This window comes from Legionella tucsonensis (assembly GCF_001468035.1).
Classification (GTDB): Bacteria; Pseudomonadota; Gammaproteobacteria; order Legionellales; family Legionellaceae; genus Legionella; species Legionella tucsonensis.
Genome location: NZ_LNZA01000001.1, coordinates 1,071,041 through 1,091,895, shown reverse-complemented (window position 1 = coordinate 1,091,895; position 20,855 = coordinate 1,071,041). Strand labels below are relative to the sequence as shown.

The window sequence follows — 20,855 nt, the reverse complement described above, 5'->3', positions numbered from 1 at the left end:
TTCCCTAGGGTATAGTTTCAAGTCATTGCCTTTATAATCGACTTTCTGTAATATAAGAAATCATATTTGCTCCATTTTTTGCCATTTTACATTTTAATTTTTAGAAATTAGAAATAGAGAATAAATATATGCGTATTAATTTTAGCTTATTAAGACTTTTACATCTGACTGAGTATCAAAAACCAAAAGGTGAACAGTGCTCGCTTGAATTGTTTCGACGAAAAATTAATCCAATAGAGCTTTCAACTTGCATGCGTCATCTCTATCTGTTCTCTGTTGAACAGCTAGAAATGCATAGTGATCAATATAATGAAATACTTTTAAATTTGAAAAAACCTCGCTTACATCAGAAGTCGCTTCAACTAGATGCTCTTGAAGGAAGTGAGGTATATCGGTTTCTGTTATTTTGGGTCATTGGAGGATTAAATAATAAAAAACCTTTTAATGACGAACGTATTTTAGGTGATCTGAGAAAAGTTTGTAGAAATTATGAACTTTCAAAGTCGCCTGCTAAAAAAGAAGTCTGGGAACAAAGTCAAGCGGTTATGAAAGCATTACTCACTGATGCAAAGCATTTATTAAAATTAACAAAAAATATTGAATTACCTTTAGAAGAAAAGAAAATACTTCTAAAAGCAGCTTGTGATCGTTGTACCTGGGTGAGAGAGCAAGGTTTTTTTGAAATCACCCCATGTATTGATTATGCTTCTTTTCTTGATAAAAAAGAAATGGCGGTCCATCTCTATAGAACACTTGAAATGGCACATCAAAAGGTCAATATTGAACTCGGTAAAGTTGCGGTAGAAAAAGCCCCCATTTCCTTTTTATTTTCAAAATCAACCAACCGCTTGCAAAATAAGTTGAGACAGATTGGCAAATTACAAGCGCTACTAATCGATGAAGAACCTTCTTTAATAACTACTGATAAGTTGGATGAAGATGCATCAATGAGGCTAAGGACAACAATTTTTACTGTATAACAACACTGTGTTTGGATAATTTTTTTTCACTTAACTTAAGCAGACTCAAAGTAATTAAACTGAAAAAACCAATCAAGCACAGTAAGCGCATAAAAGAACTTACCTCTTTAATACCAATGACGCTGGTAATAAAGCTAAATAAAGCGGAGCAGTTGAATTGACAAAATAGCGTTAAAGCTAAAGCCAATGCCATTTGTTTCGGAAAAGGACGTACAACTGCAGAAGTTGTACTCGCTACAATAAATCCAGTACCGAAATAATAGATCGCCATCGGAATAATAAAGATAAGATAAATCACATCAGAAAGTAGACTAAACAGCCACATTAAAACCGCAGAAAAAGCAAAGAAATAAATACCAAACGCAGTGAGTTGTCTACTCGAGTAATACTTAACTAAGATACCGCAGCATGCTGTTCCTAATAAATGCATTATTGCCATAACTGTTTTAGCAAAACCATACTGAGTAGAAGTCCATTGAGCACCTTGAATCAAAATAAATGATGCTGAAGTATTAAAGGCAGACTCACCAGCCATCATTAATGCAGAAATCAATAAATAACCAATAAAAACAGGATGACGAAAAACTGTGGTTATTATTTCTTTAAAACTCAACATCAACGAATGATGTGGTTTCGTTTCTTGTATCCCGATACTTAAAGGAAATAAAAGCAGCGCATATAATGCAATGATTATAGATGCAGTCCGCCAATTTAAATGACTATTAATTAAGCCCCCCAAAAAAGGTAAAAAGCATATAAAAAGTCCTCCAAGAGTAAAAAAACAAGCAAAGTATTGGGTTGCATGGTGTTCATCATGAGTGTCATTAATCATTGTTCTACCCATAAGCAATGTTGCACCTACGGCCACTCCCTGAAAAAAACGACAAAATAATAAAGCTTCAATAGAAGGACTCCATGCAGCTAGAAAATTAGAGTTCAGATACAACAACAAGCCTAAAATAAATATAGGTTTTCTACCATACCGTTCAGAAAGAATTCCCCACAAAATCATACTCAACGCCTTTCCTAGTAAAAAAATACTAATGGTTAATTGAGCTGTATTCGGTTTCACTGAAAAAGAATTAGCTAATTGAGGTAAGGCTGGAGTAATAAAATGAATATCCAAATTCCCAAAAAACCAGGTAAATAATATGAGTAAAAAAGCTTTATTGGTCATGATGTTCTATCAGAGTACGTGTTGGAAAGCTGAGATACTGGATTGAAAAAGAATCCATGAAATCCCGCCACAAAAAGAGCAAATAAGCCATAGAAGCTTGCGAGAATCACAAACAATGCTGAATAAGACAGCCAGTTCATCAGAATGCCTCCGAGTAATAGACCAATGAGATTTCCTAATTTGGCAAAAGAATTTGCTAAACCAAGTGCATAACCAGGTAAAGAATAACGATCGCTTAAAAGAGCACATAATGCAGGTAATAAAGCAGCTAAAACAACTCCCCATAGGATACGGAAACAGGCAAAGAGAACGAGATTGCTTGTACTTGCTTGGCATAGCATAAGAATTAAACCGAGTACACTGTAACGTACTAAATAGCGATGTACTAAAAAAATGTCGGTTCGACATTGATCAAACTGACGCCCACACCATTCAGAACTCGCTAACATGCCAGCCGCAGGGAGAGAATAAAGCAGACCAATAAGAACTAAATTATGAGAAAAAGAATCGTTGATAAATAAAGACAATCCTGGATCAGGTAAAAATTTAATGACTTGAGTCAGAGTAATCAAAAAGCATAGAAAGAAGATAGGCTTCGAATCAACTCGCAATCTATTGGGCTTTTGATTCTGATTTTTATCCGCTTTTTTTTGTGCGGCCGGCAGGTAATATTGCATAATAAGCGTTATAGCCAAGCAAATAGCCGTAGCTATTCCATATAATCCTTGGTAATTGGTAACAGCTAAAATTATTCCCCCTATGAAACCAGCTAGAGTTGTAGCAATTGCCTTTGCCGATTGTAAACGCGCTAATTGTCTACTTTTATGATGCCATTCACAAAGGCTTAAAGAATAAGTTTGCATGGATACAATAAAACCTGCGAAAGCCCCTTGAAAAACACGAATGATTAAAATCCAGAAGATAGAATGTGCAAACATCATAGTCAGTTGTGTAAATACCAATGCCCAGGATGCACGCATTAACATAGATTTATAACCATAACGATCAGCCGCAATCCCCCAAATTGGTGCCATGATGATGTTGGCAAGCATAGGTAATACGAAACTGAGCATGCTATAAAATACTGCATCCTCTAATGATCCTTCACTTTGTGAGGCAATAAGTAAAGACAAAAATGGATTCGTCATTTCTAAAGCCAAGATCATAAAAAATTGGCCTATTAAGATGAGTGGCTGCAGTGATTTAGGCATAATTTCTGCTTAATGGATTTCTAATCATGGAAAATAAATCTTGGTTTTGATTTTCATGAAGTCGCATAGCCAGCAAACATTTTTGTTGCCAAGGTTCAACCAACAATTTCTTTCGATGCCAATGATAAATTTGCGGTTCAGTTTCAGTTCTAAGATCTTCTAAAATATGATCGAGAATTTGCCTTACCTTTTGCCAAAGAATAGGCTTAGATAGCTTATAATCGACACTCAAACAATCAATCCCATAAGCCAAATTACTCAGTAAATTACCATGTATAAATTTATCGCTCAGTTCACTTAGCCCAGTACAGGTTATAGTTGAGTCTGGATGTAACGTGGGTTTAATTACTTTCTCATAAAGTGGATGGCTGCAAATTTTTATACCTCCTAGATCTCGTATTACAAGCCCTGAAGGACGATTTGCTTGAAAAATAATTAACGTATTTTGTTGATGGGCTTCCAGTGCAATCCCATAACATAATAATAGGTGCAGCTGACTTGTCAAAACGCAGCGGCAATAATTAGTAAAGTAGCTTACTGGATTGCTTTGGCTGAGTTCAATGAGTTCGCTCAATAAAGATCGTTGACTCATCGGTGACCGTTTAAAGAGTGACGCCAAAGGAACAAGTTTTTGGTCTAATCTTATCCATTGCAAAGGATTTTCACGAATTATAAGTGCCAAATGTTTCTTTTCATTATCAGGAATGGACGGATGTAACGTATTGATACCTGCTAAATCACGTGCCAAAAATAATTGCCCTCTATAATATTGATGTTGTGCAAGTAATTCATTGAGCCATTGTGACAATGTGGACGAGTTACTTACTGATGCTGGAGAAACCGTACGTAAAGAGGAGGTAGTATGTACCCCTACAGCCAATTTAAGATGCGGGCCATGTTTTGCGAGTGGCATCATCGTACGAAATGACATCGAGGGTTTTGTTTGTTGATATACTGGATTGACGATAAATTGGTGCCCATCAAATAAAGGTTTTGTGAGTGTTTGCAATTTATTAGCCCACTGCCAAGGATGAATAGGTAGTGGATAATAATCCTCTGGTTTTAACTTTTTGAATCGTAGAGATTCACTCCACAAAGTGTATTCTTTAGGGAAGTGATTACTAAATAACCAATGAAAAACAGACTTTGACGTTGAGGTAAATGCAAGAGAATGATGAATTGCAGCCCAGCAAATAGTGACTTCTGAATTGAATTCAGGAGAATATTGTACAACTTCTCTACGATTAAAGCCTATTTTGGCGCGAAAATTAGGATGAGATGGATGTCCCATACAGCCCCATTGCTCTAAGAAATTAAGTACTTGTTGCTGATCAAATTGCTCGATTAACCAAGACCATAAATTCGAGTAACCTTTTGCCTGTTGTATAATTTTTTTATGCCATTGATATTGATATGCAAGAGCTAGAGCTTGATTCGCAATGCTTTCATTTAATTCCTCATTTAATGAGTGCCAATTTTTAAAGTGAATTTTTCGATTTTTTGAATAAATCTTCAAGAGATCAAGATAAGCAGCAATGGATTGGCTCGTTACTTTTTTATTAATCAATCCTTCTGAAAAGGCCGCCCTTTTTAACCGTTCAAAACACTGCTGATAAGAGGTAAAAAGAAAACGCTCCATTTGTTTTGATGAAACAGGAAAATCAGTATCCAATAATAATGAACGTAATTGAATGTTTAGCTCATTAACGTGAGAACTCGATAAAATCATACACACCACCCTCTTTATTGTCTTATAGCTTAAGTTATTATTCATAGAGACAACTTCTGATTGTCCGCACCCAACTCCCTCAAGTCAATCAAAATGAGAATAATTATCATTTACAATATAAACGATAACGATTCTCATTTGCAATAATTGGCAGAGGATTTTTATTAAAGAATGCTGTGTAAGAATTTAAAGATTCAATATGAGCTGTAAAGCAAATGTATTTACTTTCGCAGACGTCCCCCAAACAGTCTTGTTTAAGCCCGAGGCTTCATCCTTGGAGCTGTATTCATAATCTTTGAAATATTGAAATTGCGCGGTAAGATAACGTTTGGGATATGCTGAAAGACCTACACCAAATCGCTTTTTTGGTATTCTTAACGCTAAAGTTTCGTAAGAATACTCATAAAATCCAATCAATTTCACCGGAGCTTTTTTTATCATAAGGTAATAACTGCTTTGTATGCTAAAAGCTTGGGGGATCGCTCCTTTTTTATTATAACTAAGCTCCGAAGACTGGAATGGACGAACCGCTGTAACATAAGTTAAATTGATTCCTATATTTTTATAGTTTAAATTCGCATGGGCAGCAAAACCCGGAACTTTGCTGTGGATAGTGCGCTTCAAAAAACCACCAAAACCCTTGTTGTATTGAAAAATCTGGCTATCAGCTAAAGAATATAGGTAGCTGCCGCCAATATCATAATTTTTTTTATGAGTACCAAAGTTTAAATTGTAATAAGGAAGAGAAGAGGAGCGTATGCGTGAATAAGGGGAAAATAAAGATAAACTCATATAATAGTCTGCGTCATATCCCATTACTGCCGTTAATTCATTAGTTTGACCTAAAGCTTTAGTTAAGGGTTTATAAATAAGATCATTTTTATAGTTACCAAAAGTTACCCATTTCCTCCCTCCCTCAAAGTACCAGTGGAAATTGGGACTTTTAAATTCGTGATAGAGTTGATCAAAATAAATTTGCGGATTAATCGGCGTGGGTAATGTATTGTAAATCAGCAACCCCTTCGTTTTATTCCAATCATTTATCTGTAATTCAGAACCTAATTTAATGTTTGATAATTGCTCATTAAGCAGAAACCTCTCTCCTTGAACTGCTGAGTTGGTCGCATTAAAAAATATATGCCCTTCATAGGAGAATCGTTTCGGACGCCATTCTAATACTGCTGATTTTGCAAAAACATTAAGTGGTATCAGCAAAATTACAGTAAAAATTGAAATTATTTTAGCCATTGGTCAATAAAAAATATCAAATCGACACACATCCTAATTGATAATGATTATCATTATCAATTAGGATGTGTGAAAATAAACCAATTTATTGACTTATTACTGCTATGTCGCAGAAAACACCTTTTACAAAATCAGGAAGGAAGTGATGAAATGACTCCTTGTGCAATTGAGCGTTTAGAAGCAACTGTGAAAAACTATACCGAAGAATATGGTGATGTAATTTTTATCAAAGAGGTAGTTACTTCAACTACCAAAGATGTGGAGGGCATAGTAGCCTTATGTGTAGTGAAGCCTGAGAAATTATTACTTAAAGTTAACTCCAATCTATTCAATAAAAAGAATTTTCTGAATACCGCGCATACAGCGCGGTATGTTAAAGAAGTTATAATACTATTTGCTGAATTCTGCTAATAATTGCAAGGTCTTTTCTTTGGATATCTGTCCAACAGAGCTTAAGTGAGCAAGCTGTTGTCCTTGTTTATCATAAAATAGCATCGTAGGAATACCATAAATATGGAACGCTTGACGAATCTCAGCCACTGCATCTGTTTTTTCGCTGATATCAACCCGAAGATTTACTGAGCCTTGCATGGCATCAATGACTGCATCTTGGTTAAAGACTTGACTATCCATAGCCTGACAATCACTACACCATCCAGCAAAAAATTCGATAAAAACACGCTGATTTCCTGCCCTTGCTTCAGCTAATTTGGCATTAACTTCTTCAAGAGTATGTACCATTAGGAATGGAGTATGTTTCACTGATTGAATTATAGGGGTAGGCGAAAATGTGTGATAGGCTAAAGCCCCTGCTCCCATCATGGAAAAAAGAGCCACACCTTGCAGTAATCGTCCACCTAGGTGATGCTCCTGGCGAAACGCACCAAAAATCCACGCAGCGATAAGCAAGACTGCAACCCAGAGTAAATCAATCCAAAACGGTGGCGCAACACGGCTTAATAACCAAACAGCCATAGCAAACATCATGATGGCAAATACTTGTTTGATGCGAACCATCCAAGGTCCTGAACTTGGTAAAAAACGACCATATCCTGCTCCTACAATCAATAAAGGCAGACCCATTCCTAAAGCCAAAACAAAAAGCAATAAACCGCCCTGAGCCACATGCTTGCTTTGAGCAATATACGTTAGAATGCCAATCAAAGGTGCTGTGACACAGGGAGATACGACTAAGGTAGATAAAGATCCCATCAAAGTTGCAGATACAATACCGTGTTGACGTGATTTTCTAGGAGCAAACCGCATCAAAATTGGCAATCGCAGCTCAAAAACACCCAACAACCATAAGGCCATTAAGGTAAATAAGATACTAAAACTCCCAATAATAATCGGTTGCTGCATTAAAGTTTGTACTGTTGAACCAAACCATGCTGCCAACATTCCTGCGATAGCATAAGTGACTGCCATACCCATTACATACCCTAAAGATAATTTAAAGGCATGGCGTCCCGTACTGGCTCCTTGCCCTGTGATGATACTGGATAGGATCGGCACCATAGGTAAAACACAGGGAGTAAATGCCAACAAAACACCGAGACCAAAGAAGGCAGCCAAGTAAAAAATCGGACTATGACTTTGAATAAACATCATTGTATCAGCCGGATTAGCACTGCTAAAACCCGAAGCAAAAACAGAAAATGAGATAAATGACATCAGTAATGACAAAATTAGTTTTTTCATTTTGATTCCTTTTAATAATTTATTTTTTGAATTTAAATAAAAAAAGAAATCAAATAGGAGGACGATAAATCTCATCCAAAGGAGAGTTATATTTTGAGAAAATAAGTAAAAAACCGAGCAACCCAATGAGACACTGTGCTATCCATTGTGCTTTCAAATGGAATTCATCTTGAAGCCAATAAGAAGCAGAGAAACAGCCATTATTCATAGCTTGCTGTACAGAGCAAGGAGTTAGCGTAAAAGAAAGAGCAGCAGGTGCGCTCATACTTTGTTTTGGGCATGTTGGCAGTTTGAGTGGCGCTAGAACGAGGGCACCCATAAGTAACAATAGGATCAGAGAACGGTATTTGTTCATTTAAACACCATAGCATAAAAAATGAAAAGAAATCAAATATATCTTTAATTAGATCTCTTTTAATGCCTTTCCAAGCAATTCGAGAAATGGATTATTTGTTCAATCAACTGTTTAAACATTATAAATCTCTCTATGTACCGCGCGTAAGGCACGGTACGTAGGGTACAAAAAGTTGTGAAGATGTATCAGTTGTTGTGGAATACTTAACTAGAACAAACAGCTTGCAACTCATCTGTTCCTAAATTAATAAGATTAATTTGAGTGCCTGACTCTGCACTCACAGATACACTGCTGTTATTTTTAACATTGATTAGAGTTCCTTGACCAATAGATAGTTTTTTTCCATTTACCGTACCACTGTTCTTTATTACATTAATTTTAATTTTGTTCTTATTTTGATTTGTGCTTTGAACAACACATGTGGCATTTAACGTCCATAGCGAATTATTTGCGAGCATCTTTGATTCATTGGGACTGAGTTTAATTGTTTTTGCATTTGCATTGGTACAGAATAATCCAATGATCATAAAAAGAAATAAAGTTGAAATTTTATTCACGTTGCATCCTTAATGACATTAATAAAGAATATGAGCAAAAATTATATTTGTAGCACACATTTTATACATAAAATATTAAGGTTTTATTAAGACATAATTCTTGGTCGCTTAACTCCAATCCTCTAATAGTTGCCATTTTAATGAATATTGCTCACCATAGGATTGTATCTACTTACTATTTTGAGAGGAAAGATGGCAAGAACAAAATTTTCATTTTGGTCAGATTCCGTTGATGAAGAGTATTACGTAGTGAAAACAAAAAAAGGAACCGAAAAACTCACCGCAATCCATGCGGTACATGACCATATTTCCAACGCTATTTATCAAGTTTTTGGGGTACATACTACAAATTTATATATTGGATATTATCAAAAAATGCTTGGTTTAATATCAAATGTCTTGCCCGGTTACAAAGATCTTATTGAATGGTTGAACAACAAAAATGCATTAGAAGAAATTAACCAACACCAGAAAGTTGAGGCATGTATCACTGCCTATAAAAAATTTGAAAGTGACTTATCAATTGAGGGAAAAGAAGCCTTGCTTGCGGCAGCCATTATCTTAGAGGATATGGATGTTATAGGTGCAGGATTACGGAATGTAGGGCTTATTAAACTTGCGAGTAAACATCAAATCATAAAAATAGATCCCAGTGATTCCATATTTGATACTTCAGCAGAGAATATTGATGCAGTTCTTCGTAATTTTGAAGCCAATTTATCATTGGATAACCCTTTTATATATGGTCCCTTTTCTTTCAGCAAAGTATGTAATAATCCTCAAAACATAGTAGGCAATTTACATTTTAGTGAGTTTTTCCATGACATTGATAAGGAAAAACTTAAGTATGAGTTAGCAAAATTTGCCAGTTTAGATGATGCATACATCAAAAAACTTATTATCCGTGATGAATACTTAGAACTATTATCAATGGATAATAAAAAATTATATTTAGAACAGTTATCTAACTTGCTATTAAGTAAAAAAACCATTTTGAAAAAAGTTTTAAGTTTACCCAAAATAAAAATAATGCCGCCAGAACCAGCACCAGTTTTCATAAAGGATACCGTATTCAGTGAACCATTAGAGTATATTAAGCATGGGGCCTCTATACCTTTTAAGGTTAAAAGAATTGCGTCCTCCAAGTACCTGGATACAGATTTAGACAGTTTCTCGACTGATTCTATAGTTAAAATCAGTTAGAAAACCGGGATGGCACATGGTTTCAAAAAAATGTGACATCAGGTTCGCCGATAACTGGCAAGAATTTAATAGCGGTGTTTATACTCAACCCATAACTGGAAAAAGTCTATTTAGGAATAGATAGATCCAGTATAAATTCACTTTATAAGAAATCAATGACGGTTATCAAGGTAACTAGAAAGTAGTTCTCCTACTGGTCAGAAGTTTTATCTAACCAATCTCGTGAAACACTCATGAAATGAAACATCCACGTAAAATCATTTTCCCTGCGTTATTGGATCCAATTTGATCTCCAGGCTGGATTTTAGACATGGATTCCTCCTTAAAACCAATTATTTTGTTTAAGTATAGGTGAGGAAAATCTTCTTGCCCTTGCAAACAAATTAAGTCCCTAGGTTTTTATATGCTTCATTATCTTGATAAATGCATTGCGTCATCTTATCTTCGTTTGCAGTAGAGACTCCTCTTGAGAAGGAATCAGATCTGCTAACAGAAAAGGATCTGGGGCAAATTGCGCTGGTGCAACTGCTACAAATTTTGGATTAGAGGAGTTTATTGTTTCTATTAGCTTTAGTTTGAAGGACGAAGACAGTACCTTGTCGGGTATTGAATGAATTCTTTCAGCTAACTTATAAGTTTGCTCTTTCAATAAGGAAACACTGGTTTCTTTATTTGCTTTGCACAGAATATCCAAAACTTCTCTTAATTCTTTGGGAAAGCGTACCGATTTATCCCCTATTTTTAAGACAATAGTATCAATATAATCACCAAATAGACCGTATTTTTTTGTTAATTTCCATTTTTTATACTCTTTTAATTGTTCCAAGATATCTGAAAATTGATTCTGCATGATCTTAATATTTATGTCATAAGATTCGAACAGCTTTTTTAGTGGGCCACCATGTCTTTGCCCCTCCTGCATCAATGTACTACTGAGTCTTTTTACATAAGGATCTGCATTATGTGCTAATAAAAATTGACATCGATCCGTATTTTTCTGATGAATTGCGACCCACAAGGGATATTGAGGAACGCCATTGATGTTATCGATTTGTGCATTTACCAATTGAGGAAACTTTTTCAAAACCACATCTGCTATCTCATAGTTCTTCTCATGCAGTGATTTGATAAAGATTTTTTTGCACCACTCTTCGCTGACGTTTTTTATTGAAAATAACTCTTTAAATAAGGTGTTACTATTTCTTTGAGAACACAATTCAAGATCATCAGTACGTGCGAGAAAAAGCGGATCTTCTTTCAATTTTTTAATGCACTTTCCATACACATCTTGGTTGTTATGTAATAATCCTAATACATACATTTGGTTTAAAGCTGCAGATTTTAAATCATCTAAGGCAATTGGGCTTATTAATTGGTTAAAAGCAGCATCATCTTTTTCAAAAAAAATGAAGGGATCTGTTTGGCTCCGAGGACTTTTGAGTAATAAAGCATTTTTATCGAGAATTTGCGCACCAATTTCTTTACACAGATCGATTTTTGTATGTTGTAAAGCAACCAAATAGTATTCGATTAATTGTTCTTGACCTAACTTTTTAATATCGACTTTCTTTAAAATGAGCTCAAATAATTCAGGTTTTTGAGTCAGCATTTTCCATGGCGATAAATCAACCACACCCCCTGCTTTAAATAGTACATTGGGATCAAGTGCAGCAACTTGCAACACAGAGTTTATAATTTCTACATTACTTTGTTTGAGTGCCAGTAAATAGATGCTATGTAGTGTTTCTTGAGTTTGTTCCGTATAATTTATACCGGCTAATGCTTGAATAAACGGAGGCATTCGTCCGTCATCAAATTTGGCTGTCTCACAAAGTTCAACAAATCGATTTTTGGGCGCGCCCCCTTCATGCTGAAGCATTGCGGCAAAAGTAATATTTTCTTGACACCGTTTAATCATGCTTTGGTTATTATTTTTTAACGCTAAGATATATACTTCATACCATCGCCCCTCTTTTATGAGTATAGGATAGATTTTTTCATTTAACTTCCCCTCTGTTTGATACAATCGATGGATTGGTCGTTCGCCTTGTTTGTCCTTGGCTAATAGCAAAGCAGGATTCCGTGATACAATGTCAACAAAAAGCTCAGGCTGATGAAGAGTAAGATAATGCAAGCAGTTTCGTCCTGATTCATCTGTTAATGATAAATTGACCTTTCTGGTTAATAGAATGTGTATCACTTCGACACTATTATTTTGCGCAGCGATATTTAATAATGGTGTGCGGATTTTATGTAATGTACCCGAATAAATTAATTCTGCGGGATTAACTAAATCAGATTGTTCTTTGTAAAATTTATCATAGTATTCTAAAAGTAGATTAAAAATATAACCTTGGTCTAAACGTGCGGCATGAGTAAGTGCGTGGTCAAATGCCTTTTTCTCAAAACGGTGTCCTTTTTCAAGAAGAAAATTAATTACTTGTTTGTCGCCACTGGCGAATGCATTAATCAGTACGTTCTGATCCACATATTCTTTTTTATAATAACGAATTACAAATTCAAGCTGCCCATAGGATACAGCGCTTTTAAATGCTTGTTTTTTACATGCTTCAAGCTTCACCGCGCCAAGCGTTCCTTCCAGATATTCTACTAATTTTTTATCACCGTTTTGTACTGCATAGGCTAATGCATCAAGCTTCGTAAAATTATCTTGCTGCTCCAGTGTGTTCTTCCTTTTTTCATAAATGGAAGTTACTAATTCAGTAGTAGACGGATAAATAGTTGGTAATATTTCAGGATTTGGATCACGTAATCGCGAATACACATGCATGCGTATACCTGTATATGTTCCTTGAAAATTTGCTTCGTCAAAATGCAAAGCATTGTAAATTGCTTCGTCAAACATTTTACTTACAGCCGATTTTAGTGCCGCTGTATTTTCCTCTGCTGTTTCCTTTTGAGGTATTTCAATGATCCAGGACTCCCCATAAGCAGGATCGATCACTTCAATTTGGTTACCAACACGTGTTATCGATATAGAATGTTTGTTACAACTTAGAGTAAATCCTACGCCTTGTTGTTTATTCGGATCGAGTGCTAAATAGGTTACAAGAGTTTCCTTGAGTTCTTCAACAGTAATAATACCTGCAAATTGCTGATGATAAGTGAGAGGGAATGGCTCTCCTTCCCGTTCAAATAATGCTTCCAAAGCCCCTTCCATACGATCCTGTTGCGTCCCTACTTCAATACGTAGAGTTCGATGCAGCCACAAAGTATTTTGAATAAAGGTCTCATATGCCTGATGAACCTCAGGACTAATATGTTCTGCAAGAGGGTCAGAATTATAAATGAGCTTTAATATCTTTTCATATTCCTTGTATTTTCCTGTTAAGGTACAATACAAACGCCAAACTCCTAACCCTAGGCATACCCCTTCATTAGTAACCTCTTTGTTAAAGCTTGCGGTATCGCCCCTAAAACGTCCTTGCCATTTGCTCGCTTTTTCTATTAATACTTCTTGTGGAAGTGATGGCATGCTGATACCATAATTTAATAAGCTTATTGCTAATATATAGTACAACTACCGACTCGTTTACTGAGGATAACTTATTTAATCTCAACTCGACGTAGAATCGAATCCAGGCAAGTACATGGTGTTATGCAAGGCCATACATCGAAACAATAGAATTATGTTTAATTGTTATCAAAATAAATGCTTATTCAAATAACAGCAAAACGGCTTGAACGGGAATCTATTTGTAACATAGACCATAGAATCACATAAAAGAAAAGATTAATATGAGCATTAAAAAATCTATTATTTAGAGGGAACTATGAAAGAACTAATAGAAGCTATGGTATCTAACCCAGGTGAATTTATTCACTTAATTTCTGAGAACTTAGATATCCTTTCCCCAAAAGATGCTGCTTATTTGGATTCCATCGACCCTTTGAAAAAATTACATGATTTATTCGAATATGGCAGTTTAACTCCATTTGCAGCTCATTCTTTAGGGCCTGTATTCAAACCCGCTTTAAAAGAAATCGAGCGAATTAACAACTTACAGACAACCCAACTACATGAAGGACATTTTTCAGAAACTCACGAACAAAGCGGTAACTGGTTTGATTGCGATATTGAGGAAGATGCCGTTAAAGCAATGCAGGCAATACTTGGTTTTTCAGAGACATATGAATTCCTCTATACTCAGGAAGGTTTATCTTCTAATCTTGGTCGTTTGATTGATACTTTTTATCGACCGACCTTAGCTGATTGGCAATCAGGAAAAACACAAATCTGTCATTTAGGAAAAGAGTTTTTTTCCGATCAAGCAATTATTGAATCCATCTTAAAAAGAGGGATACAAACTGCTAAGAATTTTGGTGTCTTTTTTACCAACCATAATCTTATTCCCAATCCTACATCTCTTACCCTAAAAATTCTTCCTGATGAAAAAGGACTCTATAACGAAGAAGAAATTATTGCGTTCATCAAAATGCGTGCAGACAAAATCCAGATTCTACACTTATCTGATATAGTATTTAGTACAGGACAACGTCTTGATATGAATCATATCTTAACCGAATTAAAGGATGTAATTGCAAAACATCGGATTATTGTTGGCCTCGATTTAGCTCATACAGTAGGAAATAGAATTTTAAATCTGAACAAGTTGCCTGTGACCTATGCAGTAGGCTGTAGTTATAAACATATTTGTGGTTCAGCAGGAAGTGGCTTTGGTATTTATGTTAATAAGAATACAGATTTGGGAAAATACCCGCCCATTCAGGGATGGAAAGCAGCAGCTTCAGAGAAAATCTTCGGATTAATCGATGATTTTGATGCAAAAATTATGATGCAAAAAGGTGCTTGGGCATTCAGATGCAGCAATCCCTCCCCTGTTGCCCTTGCTCCAGTAAAAACCTATATGAAAACAATGAGCCAAATTGGTTGGGATAAATTAATTGCTAAATCAGAATGCCTTACTCGCTATATGTATGCGCTCCTGCAACAGTTTTTAGGTGATAAAATTGAGTGGATTACACCTGTGGATCCTAAGCGACGAGGCGCTATGCTGGTTTTTCGTGTTAAAGAAATTAGCGATGTCAGGCAGATAGAAACTGGATTAAAACAATCAAATAAATTAGGGCAATTTGAAATTGATGTACGTCCTCCTAACAATATTCGTGTTACTGCACATTACGGATATACGCAATTTATTGATATTCATAAAATGGTTTCCCGTCTCACGCAAGTTGTTAATCTGTTACTGGAGCAAAAAAAGGTGGAGCGCCTCAGTTTAAGTACAGTGAAACAACGAGGAAAAGATAGATTTTTTGAGAAGCAGGTCATTTCGGGAAATGCGAACCCTACGAGTCCTCAAGTGCAAACAGAGATCGAGAATTTTACCCCTTAGCCTCAAAACGTCTGCTGGCTCTTTTTGCGTTAAAAATTCAAACGACTAACTGATGTTTTTACATATATTGCGTGCATAACCTTATTGTTTTTTCTTATCCACTTTGAATAAGTATTTGAGGAAATAAAGTGTAATAAACGTTATGCTTACTATTTCCACTATTAATGACCTTTACCCCATGCCTAATAAAAATTTCTCTGTATATAATGAACAATGTCCATCACATAATATATTAGAAAAAATTAGTGATAAATGGTCAATTTTAATCATTAATATATTGTTAAATAAACCGTTTCGCTTTGGGGAGCTAAAGCGCAAAATTGGTGGAATTTCTCCAAAAATGTTAACCCAAACATTAATGAAATTAGAGCGCTTCGGTTTTATAACTAAGTGCTCGTTTCCAGTATTGCCTATGAAAGTTGAGTATTCAATAACCCCATTAGGAAAAGAATTGGGTACTATTCTTAATTCACTAACAACATGGACCGAGAAAAATATGAATAGGATAATGCGTGCTGAAGATAAATTTACAGAAACACGAAATTTGTAATTATTGCTCAAACCATCTCATCAATGTATCCTCGCCCAAATTATCATATATATAGGATAAATATAAGGTTAATTCCTGTTCATAGCGTTCATCTAAGTGATTGTCATTCATATCTACAATGGGCTCATGATGAAAGAAAACTCCACCAAGGTAATTACTGCAAAACTCATGATAATCTTTCGTGAATAAAAGAAAAGTATGCCACATGTTATCAATATCGCACATTTCTGGATGAATGGTGCAAGCAAAGTCGAGTAATACATTCGAAGGATTATTTTTTTTATCTGACTTATGCTTTAAACAGAGCCAAATAAACTTCATTAGCTCTCTTAAAGCAGCTTCCGCATGCATTGTCGCATGAGGATAATCTTTATTGTATCGATAAATAATTTTGTTATTTTTATAATGTATTAATTCATCAAGATTAGGACAGTACATAATTTAGACCCGATAAGTTTAATTCAATGCATCATATTTTATGTTCAATATGATGCATACAATTTAATTATCCAACACAGGTACCAGGCCCACACCATCCCTTGCTTTTTTTTAATACTTTTCCTCGAACGATTTTTTTGATAATTTTTTCTTTCATAATGATTCTCCTTTTGGGTTACAAATTCATTATTAAGAGTATAAAAGCACTATTAATCAGTCAATTAGTTACCAATTGGTAACTAGCCAGGGAAGCATAATATGGATAATAAAAATTGGATTAATTATTATAAAATTACAAAGCAAAAGACTCTTCCTAGAAAAACTTTAATGAAAGCAATTGAATTGTTTCATTGTAGGAATAAATTTGACCTTCCAAAATTAGCGATTGATCTTGGATGCGGCTCTGGTTCAGATTCTCTTGAGCTTTTAAGAAATGACTGGTCAGTTCTAGCTATTGATTCTCAAACTGATGCAATATCCATTTTATTATCTTCCTGCCCTCAATCATTAAAAAATAAACTCAAGACAAAGATTGCTTCATTTGAGTCATTAACTTCTCTTCCGATGTCCCAATTAATTAACGCAAGTTATAGTCTCCCCTTTTTAAAACCAGAATTTTTTTATAAGCTTTGGAAATTGATTTTAAAAACATTACGCCCAGGCGGACTATTTTCTGGGACCTTTTTTGGAATAAATGATGATTGGAGTAAAAATAAAAGACCCGATATGACATTTTTGAGTTACAAAGAATTACATCAGTTATTTCTTCAGTTTAAAATCGAATTGCTTGAGGAGGAAGAACGTGATGAAGCAGATGCATTAGGCTACTCTATGAAACATTGGCATAAATACTTTATTGTAGCTGAAAAATGTTAGCCTACCGTCCGTATTAAACTACGTTAATACGAACGACACATATCATGCTCGCTGAGCTTGATTGACATTTACTGCAATATCAGCTGCATCATCAGCAATCAATTGAGTTTCTTTACATAATTTGACGTATTCTTTATGTGTAATTAATGCATAAAAAAGAGCTGATACGAGCAGAATATAATAAATATTTTGATAAAAATAAATTAACCACAAATAAGTTAGAAACGGCGCTGATAATACTAATAATGTTGTTGCCTTCATTCGACGCGCAATCTGTATTGCTCCGTAAATTACCATCAAAATTGAAATCGACAAGTTCATCTTTAGAAAATCATTGGCAGGTAATGTACTCATCATGAGCCCAAGGATACAAAAGACTATTAATCCAAATAATCTGGTACTCGGTCTAATCGCCCCCATGCTGATCGGAGCTGCCATATATCCAATTAAATGATAGCCGGTTACAATCACCATTAATGAGGCCCAACTATCGGAATTCCAGAGAAATAGTGCAGTGAGCGTAAAGTTGATAAGCAAGGAGCGGCGACATAGATTATATTCAGGATGTAATTTACCAATGGTTTTCTTTGGCATTTGGCCCTCTTTAGCCATCGCGTAGAACATTCGTGAAGCACCACCTAAATAAGAGTACCCTGTACCTGATGGGCTAACGATACTATCAGTAATCAAGATCATTGCTAAGAAATTTACTCCGAGCAACATTGCTAAATTAATTAAAGGCGAATGAAAATTAAGGCTACTCCAACCACTCGCTAACATACTATGGGGCACAGCACCCATAAAAGACAATTGCAACAGCATGTAAACCAACATCACAATTACAATTGAAAGAATGATTGAGAGAGGAATATTTCGTTTTGGATTTTCTATCTCACTGGCAAAAGCTACTGCTAATTGAAATCCGTTGTAAGAATAAATTAATCCAGCGGAAATAATTGAAGTAATTGCTGAGCCAATTCCGTATTGAAAATTTGTACCCAAGGTAAAATTGCTGGTGTCAAAGCGCATAATCAAGAAAATAGCAATAGTAAAAATTGGGCTAATAATTTTTATTACCGTAACTGTATTATTAACTTTGGTTAATAACTTAACACCAAAATAATTAATAAATAAATAAATGACCAAGATACTCAATGCAAATAATTTACCGTAAATCGTCAGGACATTATCCGCGATTAAAACATTACTTTTAATTGCGGCAGCTAAATATTGTGTAGTCGCTTGAGCTTCGGTACCGATCGTTACCATTAATCCAAACCAATTGGCAAAAGCAAAAGGCATGCCAAAAATGCTATTGTGTGACAACGCACTGGACCGAGCAGTTGCCCCACGCACTGGGTAGATTGATGCGACTTGCGCAAGACACAGCCCAACCGCCATTACCAATAATGCTGCCAGAACCCATGCAAGAAAAGAGTAATTTCCTGCAATTTTAGCGTTTAACTGAGCACTAAAGAGCCATCCAGAACCAATCATAGCTGTAGCAGAAAGTGCTGTTGCGCTAAATAATGAAATTTTGGCATGCCTAGATCTTGAACCCATAATAAATTACCTTAAAAAGATACACATTCTACAAAAGTGAAAATAAAATATAGATTTTGCATATTTTTAAGTCAGCGTCAATAGGGCATTGAAATACCAAATCCATCTAAAAAGATAATGAAAAAAAATTTGACCAAAAACAGAAAGAAATATATACACTCATAAAGCAATCAACCTATTGTTTTTATTAAATTTAATTCTATTAAGTAGCTATTGCTTGTTTCTAGTTGTTCAACTAAGCATTCACTTGTCCAACAGCGAAGATGAGACAGCCTTTTTATCAAATGTATTTTTACTTACCTATATGAAAATACATGTCTCTTGATACAGTCACGGATATAGAATCACCATGAATAAATTCCCTTGTCATCAATTTTCTTCCTACTTATGTAATTTTCATTATTTTATTGCTTTTAATTAAAACAACGTGGATAATAAATATCTTATTGATTCGAATATATACACAATTAATACAGATCTATACTTAGATCATTTTTAAAAGGTAATTATGGTGTATCCACACAAACAACATGTCATTCTGTCAGAAAAAATGGATGATTTAAAAAAAAGAATAATCCAAAAGAAGAAAGAACAGAAGTCATTGATTGAGATTACCCATAAAAAGGGAAAATTATCCCAACGTCTACTTGAAGGTACACAAAAATTTTTTGACCTCATAGCCTCTTTTTTTTCGTCCAGCAAAGAACTCCCCATCGTTGGATTTGTGTTTCAAATGATCTCCGTTATTCCTAATGCGATTACCACAATAACGGATAAAAACAGCTCGATAGGAAGTAAAATTTTAGCGGTAGGCTTGCTTTTAGCCCTAACAGCCTTGGGTATCACCGCATTTACTCTAGGGGGAATAGTCGCTGCGAAAATTGGATTAGCTTTGGCTTCTCTTGCCACTCTTATTGAAGGAATAACATTTATAGGCGCTATTGTTAATAAATATCAAACAAGTAAAGCTTATAAAGAAAAAAAAGAGTTTATTGACTTACTGAAAAACCAAAATATTGATTCATTAAAGAATGATAAGTATCGTGCGCGATTAGCAATTAGAGCTTTAGAACTAGAACATCTACTTGAAAAATCGACTAATGAATTACATAAAAAAGAGTTTGAATTCATCAAAACAATTTCCAATAAAATAGATTTATCCGATTTCCCTGATGACAGTCCTGTATCTAAACTTTCGAAATTATATAAAGATCGTAAAGATTTGATATCTTATTTGGGGAGAATCACACAATTAGTCGATCAAAAAGAAAAGAAGAACAATTCAATAGCTAATGAGAAAAACACCGAGGATACTTCAACTCTGATTAAGCTCATAAACGATCTTCAACAACAAATTGCCCAAATTGATGAAGATATTGAAAACATAACGGAACCATTGCATGAGTTAAAACAAAATGATCTTTTAGCGAATGAAGGCATACCAAAATCTCTTACTAATTTTGCTTTAGGCGGAGCCGGTGTGGTTTTTTCAATAATGGGTTTAATGATTCTTCTAAGTGCAGTAGCCGTTCCTCCTATTATAGGACCTATTTTAGTCGGATTTGGTATTGGTATGGCAATATTTGGGGTCGTCAAGTGGGGAATAGAACTTTATGAGACGAGCAAAGATGAGAAATTCATGCAAGAACGTGAAGAGGAGAATGAGGGAATAATACTCGAAGAAGCATTAGATCAGTATGAGCATGGATGCACTTACTCAAAAGCAATGCGTCCCATCCTCTATTCACAAGTAACAATCACTCCCAGTGAGTCTCAAAATATAGCAGCAAATGATTTAGAGTCACCCTCTATAAAATCTACAAATTCACTGGAATCTCCAGAACACTTTTCAAAAAGATCAGGAGAATTCCAAATCTAATTATCTACTC

At 35.1% G+C, this 20,855-nt stretch carries 17 protein-coding genes; 7 read left to right on the top strand and 10 right to left on the bottom strand.

From position 1 onward, the window contains the following. Window positions 1–128: 128 nt before the first annotated feature. Window positions 129–980: a hypothetical protein gene (locus tag Ltuc_RS04705; RefSeq protein ID WP_058520158.1), complete on the top strand. Its 852-nt coding sequence runs from the start codon at window positions 129–131 to the stop codon at window positions 978–980. Here Ltuc_RS04705 and Ltuc_RS04700 read toward each other — a convergent pair. From Ltuc_RS04700 to Ltuc_RS04685, 4 genes are all read right to left on the bottom strand, one after another. Next, the gene (locus Ltuc_RS04700) at window positions 970–2,157 is read right to left on the bottom strand and encodes an MFS transporter (protein ID WP_058520157.1); all 1,188 of its coding nucleotides are present in this window, start codon (window positions 2,155–2,157) and stop codon (window positions 970–972) included. The two genes, Ltuc_RS04705 and Ltuc_RS04700, sit on opposite strands and share 11 nt — an antisense overlap. Further along, window positions 2,154–3,368, bottom strand: a complete 1,215-nt coding sequence (locus Ltuc_RS04695) for an MFS transporter (protein ID WP_058520156.1) — start codon at window positions 3,366–3,368, stop codon at window positions 2,154–2,156. Before Ltuc_RS04695 ends, Ltuc_RS04700 begins: the two co-directional genes overlap by 4 nt. After that, on the bottom strand, window positions 3,361–5,097 hold the full coding sequence (locus Ltuc_RS04690) for an IucA/IucC family protein (protein ID WP_058520155.1): 1,737 nt from the start codon (window positions 5,095–5,097) through the stop codon (window positions 3,361–3,363). The genes Ltuc_RS04695 and Ltuc_RS04690 overlap by 8 nt, the downstream gene beginning before the upstream one ends. A gap of 186 nt (window positions 5,098–5,283) precedes the next feature. Continuing rightward, window positions 5,284–6,345 (bottom strand): LbtU family siderophore porin, encoded by a 1,062-nt coding sequence (locus Ltuc_RS04685; protein ID WP_058520154.1) that lies wholly within the window; start codon window positions 6,343–6,345, stop codon window positions 5,284–5,286. A 69-nt stretch (window positions 6,346–6,414) separates the two neighbouring features. Between Ltuc_RS04685 and Ltuc_RS04680 the strand changes: the two genes are divergently transcribed. Continuing rightward, window positions 6,415–6,756, top strand: a complete 342-nt coding sequence (locus tag Ltuc_RS04680) for a hypothetical protein (RefSeq protein WP_133138260.1) — start codon at window positions 6,415–6,417, stop codon at window positions 6,754–6,756. On the opposite strand, the gene Ltuc_RS04675 is transcribed toward Ltuc_RS04680, so the two are convergent. The 3 genes from Ltuc_RS04675 to Ltuc_RS04665 form a co-directional block, all read right to left on the bottom strand. Beyond that, the gene (locus tag Ltuc_RS04675; RefSeq protein ID WP_058520152.1) at window positions 6,736–8,046 is read right to left on the bottom strand and encodes a protein-disulfide reductase DsbD family protein; all 1,311 of its coding nucleotides are present in this window, start codon (window positions 8,044–8,046) and stop codon (window positions 6,736–6,738) included. The genes Ltuc_RS04680 and Ltuc_RS04675 overlap by 21 nt on opposite strands. Before the next feature lie 49 nt (window positions 8,047–8,095). Continuing rightward, window positions 8,096–8,401 (bottom strand): hypothetical protein, encoded by a 306-nt coding sequence (locus tag Ltuc_RS04670; protein ID WP_058520151.1) that lies wholly within the window; start codon window positions 8,399–8,401, stop codon window positions 8,096–8,098. 203 nt (window positions 8,402–8,604) lie between these two features. Continuing rightward, entirely contained in the window at window positions 8,605–8,958 is a 354-nt protein-coding gene (locus tag Ltuc_RS04665; RefSeq protein WP_058520150.1) for a hypothetical protein, read from the bottom strand. A gap of 192 nt (window positions 8,959–9,150) precedes the next feature. Here Ltuc_RS04665 and Ltuc_RS04660 point away from each other — a divergent pair, with 192 nt between their 5' ends. After that, window positions 9,151–10,161, top strand: a complete 1,011-nt coding sequence (locus tag Ltuc_RS04660; protein ID WP_058520149.1) for a hypothetical protein — start codon at window positions 9,151–9,153, stop codon at window positions 10,159–10,161. Between the two features lie 433 nt (window positions 10,162–10,594). Here the strand turns inward: Ltuc_RS04660 and Ltuc_RS04655 are convergent, their stop codons facing one another. Beyond that, on the bottom strand, window positions 10,595–13,657 hold the full coding sequence (locus Ltuc_RS04655) for a transient-receptor-potential channel family protein (RefSeq protein ID WP_058520148.1): 3,063 nt from the start codon (window positions 13,655–13,657) through the stop codon (window positions 10,595–10,597). 298 nt (window positions 13,658–13,955) lie between these two features. Between Ltuc_RS04655 and Ltuc_RS04650 the strand changes: the two genes are divergently transcribed. Beyond that, window positions 13,956–15,539 (top strand): aminotransferase class V-fold PLP-dependent enzyme, encoded by a 1,584-nt coding sequence (locus Ltuc_RS04650; RefSeq protein ID WP_058520147.1) that lies wholly within the window; start codon window positions 13,956–13,958, stop codon window positions 15,537–15,539. Window positions 15,540–15,717: 178 nt separating this feature from the next. Then, window positions 15,718–16,089: a winged helix-turn-helix transcriptional regulator gene (locus Ltuc_RS04645; RefSeq protein ID WP_058521605.1), complete on the top strand. Its 372-nt coding sequence runs from the start codon at window positions 15,718–15,720 to the stop codon at window positions 16,087–16,089. On the opposite strand, the gene Ltuc_RS04640 is transcribed toward Ltuc_RS04645, so the two are convergent. Further along, a complete protein-coding gene (locus Ltuc_RS04640; RefSeq protein WP_058520146.1) occupies window positions 16,090–16,527 on the bottom strand; it encodes a glycine-rich domain-containing protein in 438 nt (145 codons plus the stop codon). Window positions 16,528–16,785: 258 nt separating this feature from the next. On the opposite strand from Ltuc_RS04640, the gene Ltuc_RS04635 reads away from it, so the two are divergent. Continuing rightward, complete coding sequence (locus tag Ltuc_RS04635; RefSeq protein WP_058520145.1) at window positions 16,786–17,403, top strand: class I SAM-dependent methyltransferase; 618 nt, start codon at window positions 16,786–16,788, stop codon at window positions 17,401–17,403. A gap of 42 nt (window positions 17,404–17,445) precedes the next feature. Here Ltuc_RS04635 and Ltuc_RS04630 read toward each other — a convergent pair whose 3' ends face one another. Beyond that, a complete protein-coding gene (locus Ltuc_RS04630) occupies window positions 17,446–18,966 on the bottom strand; it encodes an APC family permease (RefSeq protein ID WP_058520144.1) in 1,521 nt (506 codons plus the stop codon). 508 nt (window positions 18,967–19,474) lie between these two features. On the opposite strand from Ltuc_RS04630, the gene Ltuc_RS04625 reads away from it, so the two are divergent. Next, window positions 19,475–20,845 carry a T4SS effector SidA family protein gene (locus tag Ltuc_RS04625; protein ID WP_133138259.1) on the top strand — a complete coding sequence of 457 codons (1,371 nt, stop codon included), beginning with the start codon at window positions 19,475–19,477 and terminating at the stop codon, window positions 20,843–20,845. Window positions 20,846–20,855 lie beyond the last annotated feature (10 nt).

Coding starts and splice junctions, on each gene's coding strand:
- Ltuc_RS04635 (WP_058520145.1), top strand. CDS start 16,786: ATGGATAATAAAAATTGGATTAATTATTATAAAATTACAAAGCAAAAG.
- Ltuc_RS04655 (WP_058520148.1), bottom strand. CDS start 13,657: ATGCCATCACTTCCACAAGAAGTATTAATAGAAAAAGCGAGCAAATGG.
- Ltuc_RS04690 (WP_058520155.1), bottom strand. CDS start 5,097: ATGATTTTATCGAGTTCTCACGTTAATGAGCTAAACATTCAATTACGT.
- Ltuc_RS04645 (WP_058521605.1), top strand. CDS start 15,718: ATGCCTAATAAAAATTTCTCTGTATATAATGAACAATGTCCATCACAT.
- Ltuc_RS04630 (WP_058520144.1), bottom strand. CDS start 18,966: ATGGGTTCAAGATCTAGGCATGCCAAAATTTCATTATTTAGCGCAACA.
- Ltuc_RS04650 (WP_058520147.1), top strand. CDS start 13,956: ATGAAAGAACTAATAGAAGCTATGGTATCTAACCCAGGTGAATTTATT.
- Ltuc_RS04685 (WP_058520154.1), bottom strand. CDS start 6,345: ATGGCTAAAATAATTTCAATTTTTACTGTAATTTTGCTGATACCACTT.
- Ltuc_RS04660 (WP_058520149.1), top strand. CDS start 9,151: ATGGCAAGAACAAAATTTTCATTTTGGTCAGATTCCGTTGATGAAGAG.
- Ltuc_RS04640 (WP_058520146.1), bottom strand. CDS start 16,527: ATGTACTGTCCTAATCTTGATGAATTAATACATTATAAAAATAACAAA.
- Ltuc_RS04705 (WP_058520158.1), top strand. CDS start 129: ATGCGTATTAATTTTAGCTTATTAAGACTTTTACATCTGACTGAGTAT.
- Ltuc_RS04625 (WP_133138259.1), top strand. CDS start 19,475: ATGGTGTATCCACACAAACAACATGTCATTCTGTCAGAAAAAATGGAT.
- Ltuc_RS04670 (WP_058520151.1), bottom strand. CDS start 8,401: ATGAACAAATACCGTTCTCTGATCCTATTGTTACTTATGGGTGCCCTC.
- Ltuc_RS04695 (WP_058520156.1), bottom strand. CDS start 3,368: ATGCCTAAATCACTGCAGCCACTCATCTTAATAGGCCAATTTTTTATG.
- Ltuc_RS04675 (WP_058520152.1), bottom strand. CDS start 8,046: ATGAAAAAACTAATTTTGTCATTACTGATGTCATTTATCTCATTTTCT.
- Ltuc_RS04700 (WP_058520157.1), bottom strand. CDS start 2,157: ATGACCAATAAAGCTTTTTTACTCATATTATTTACCTGGTTTTTTGGG.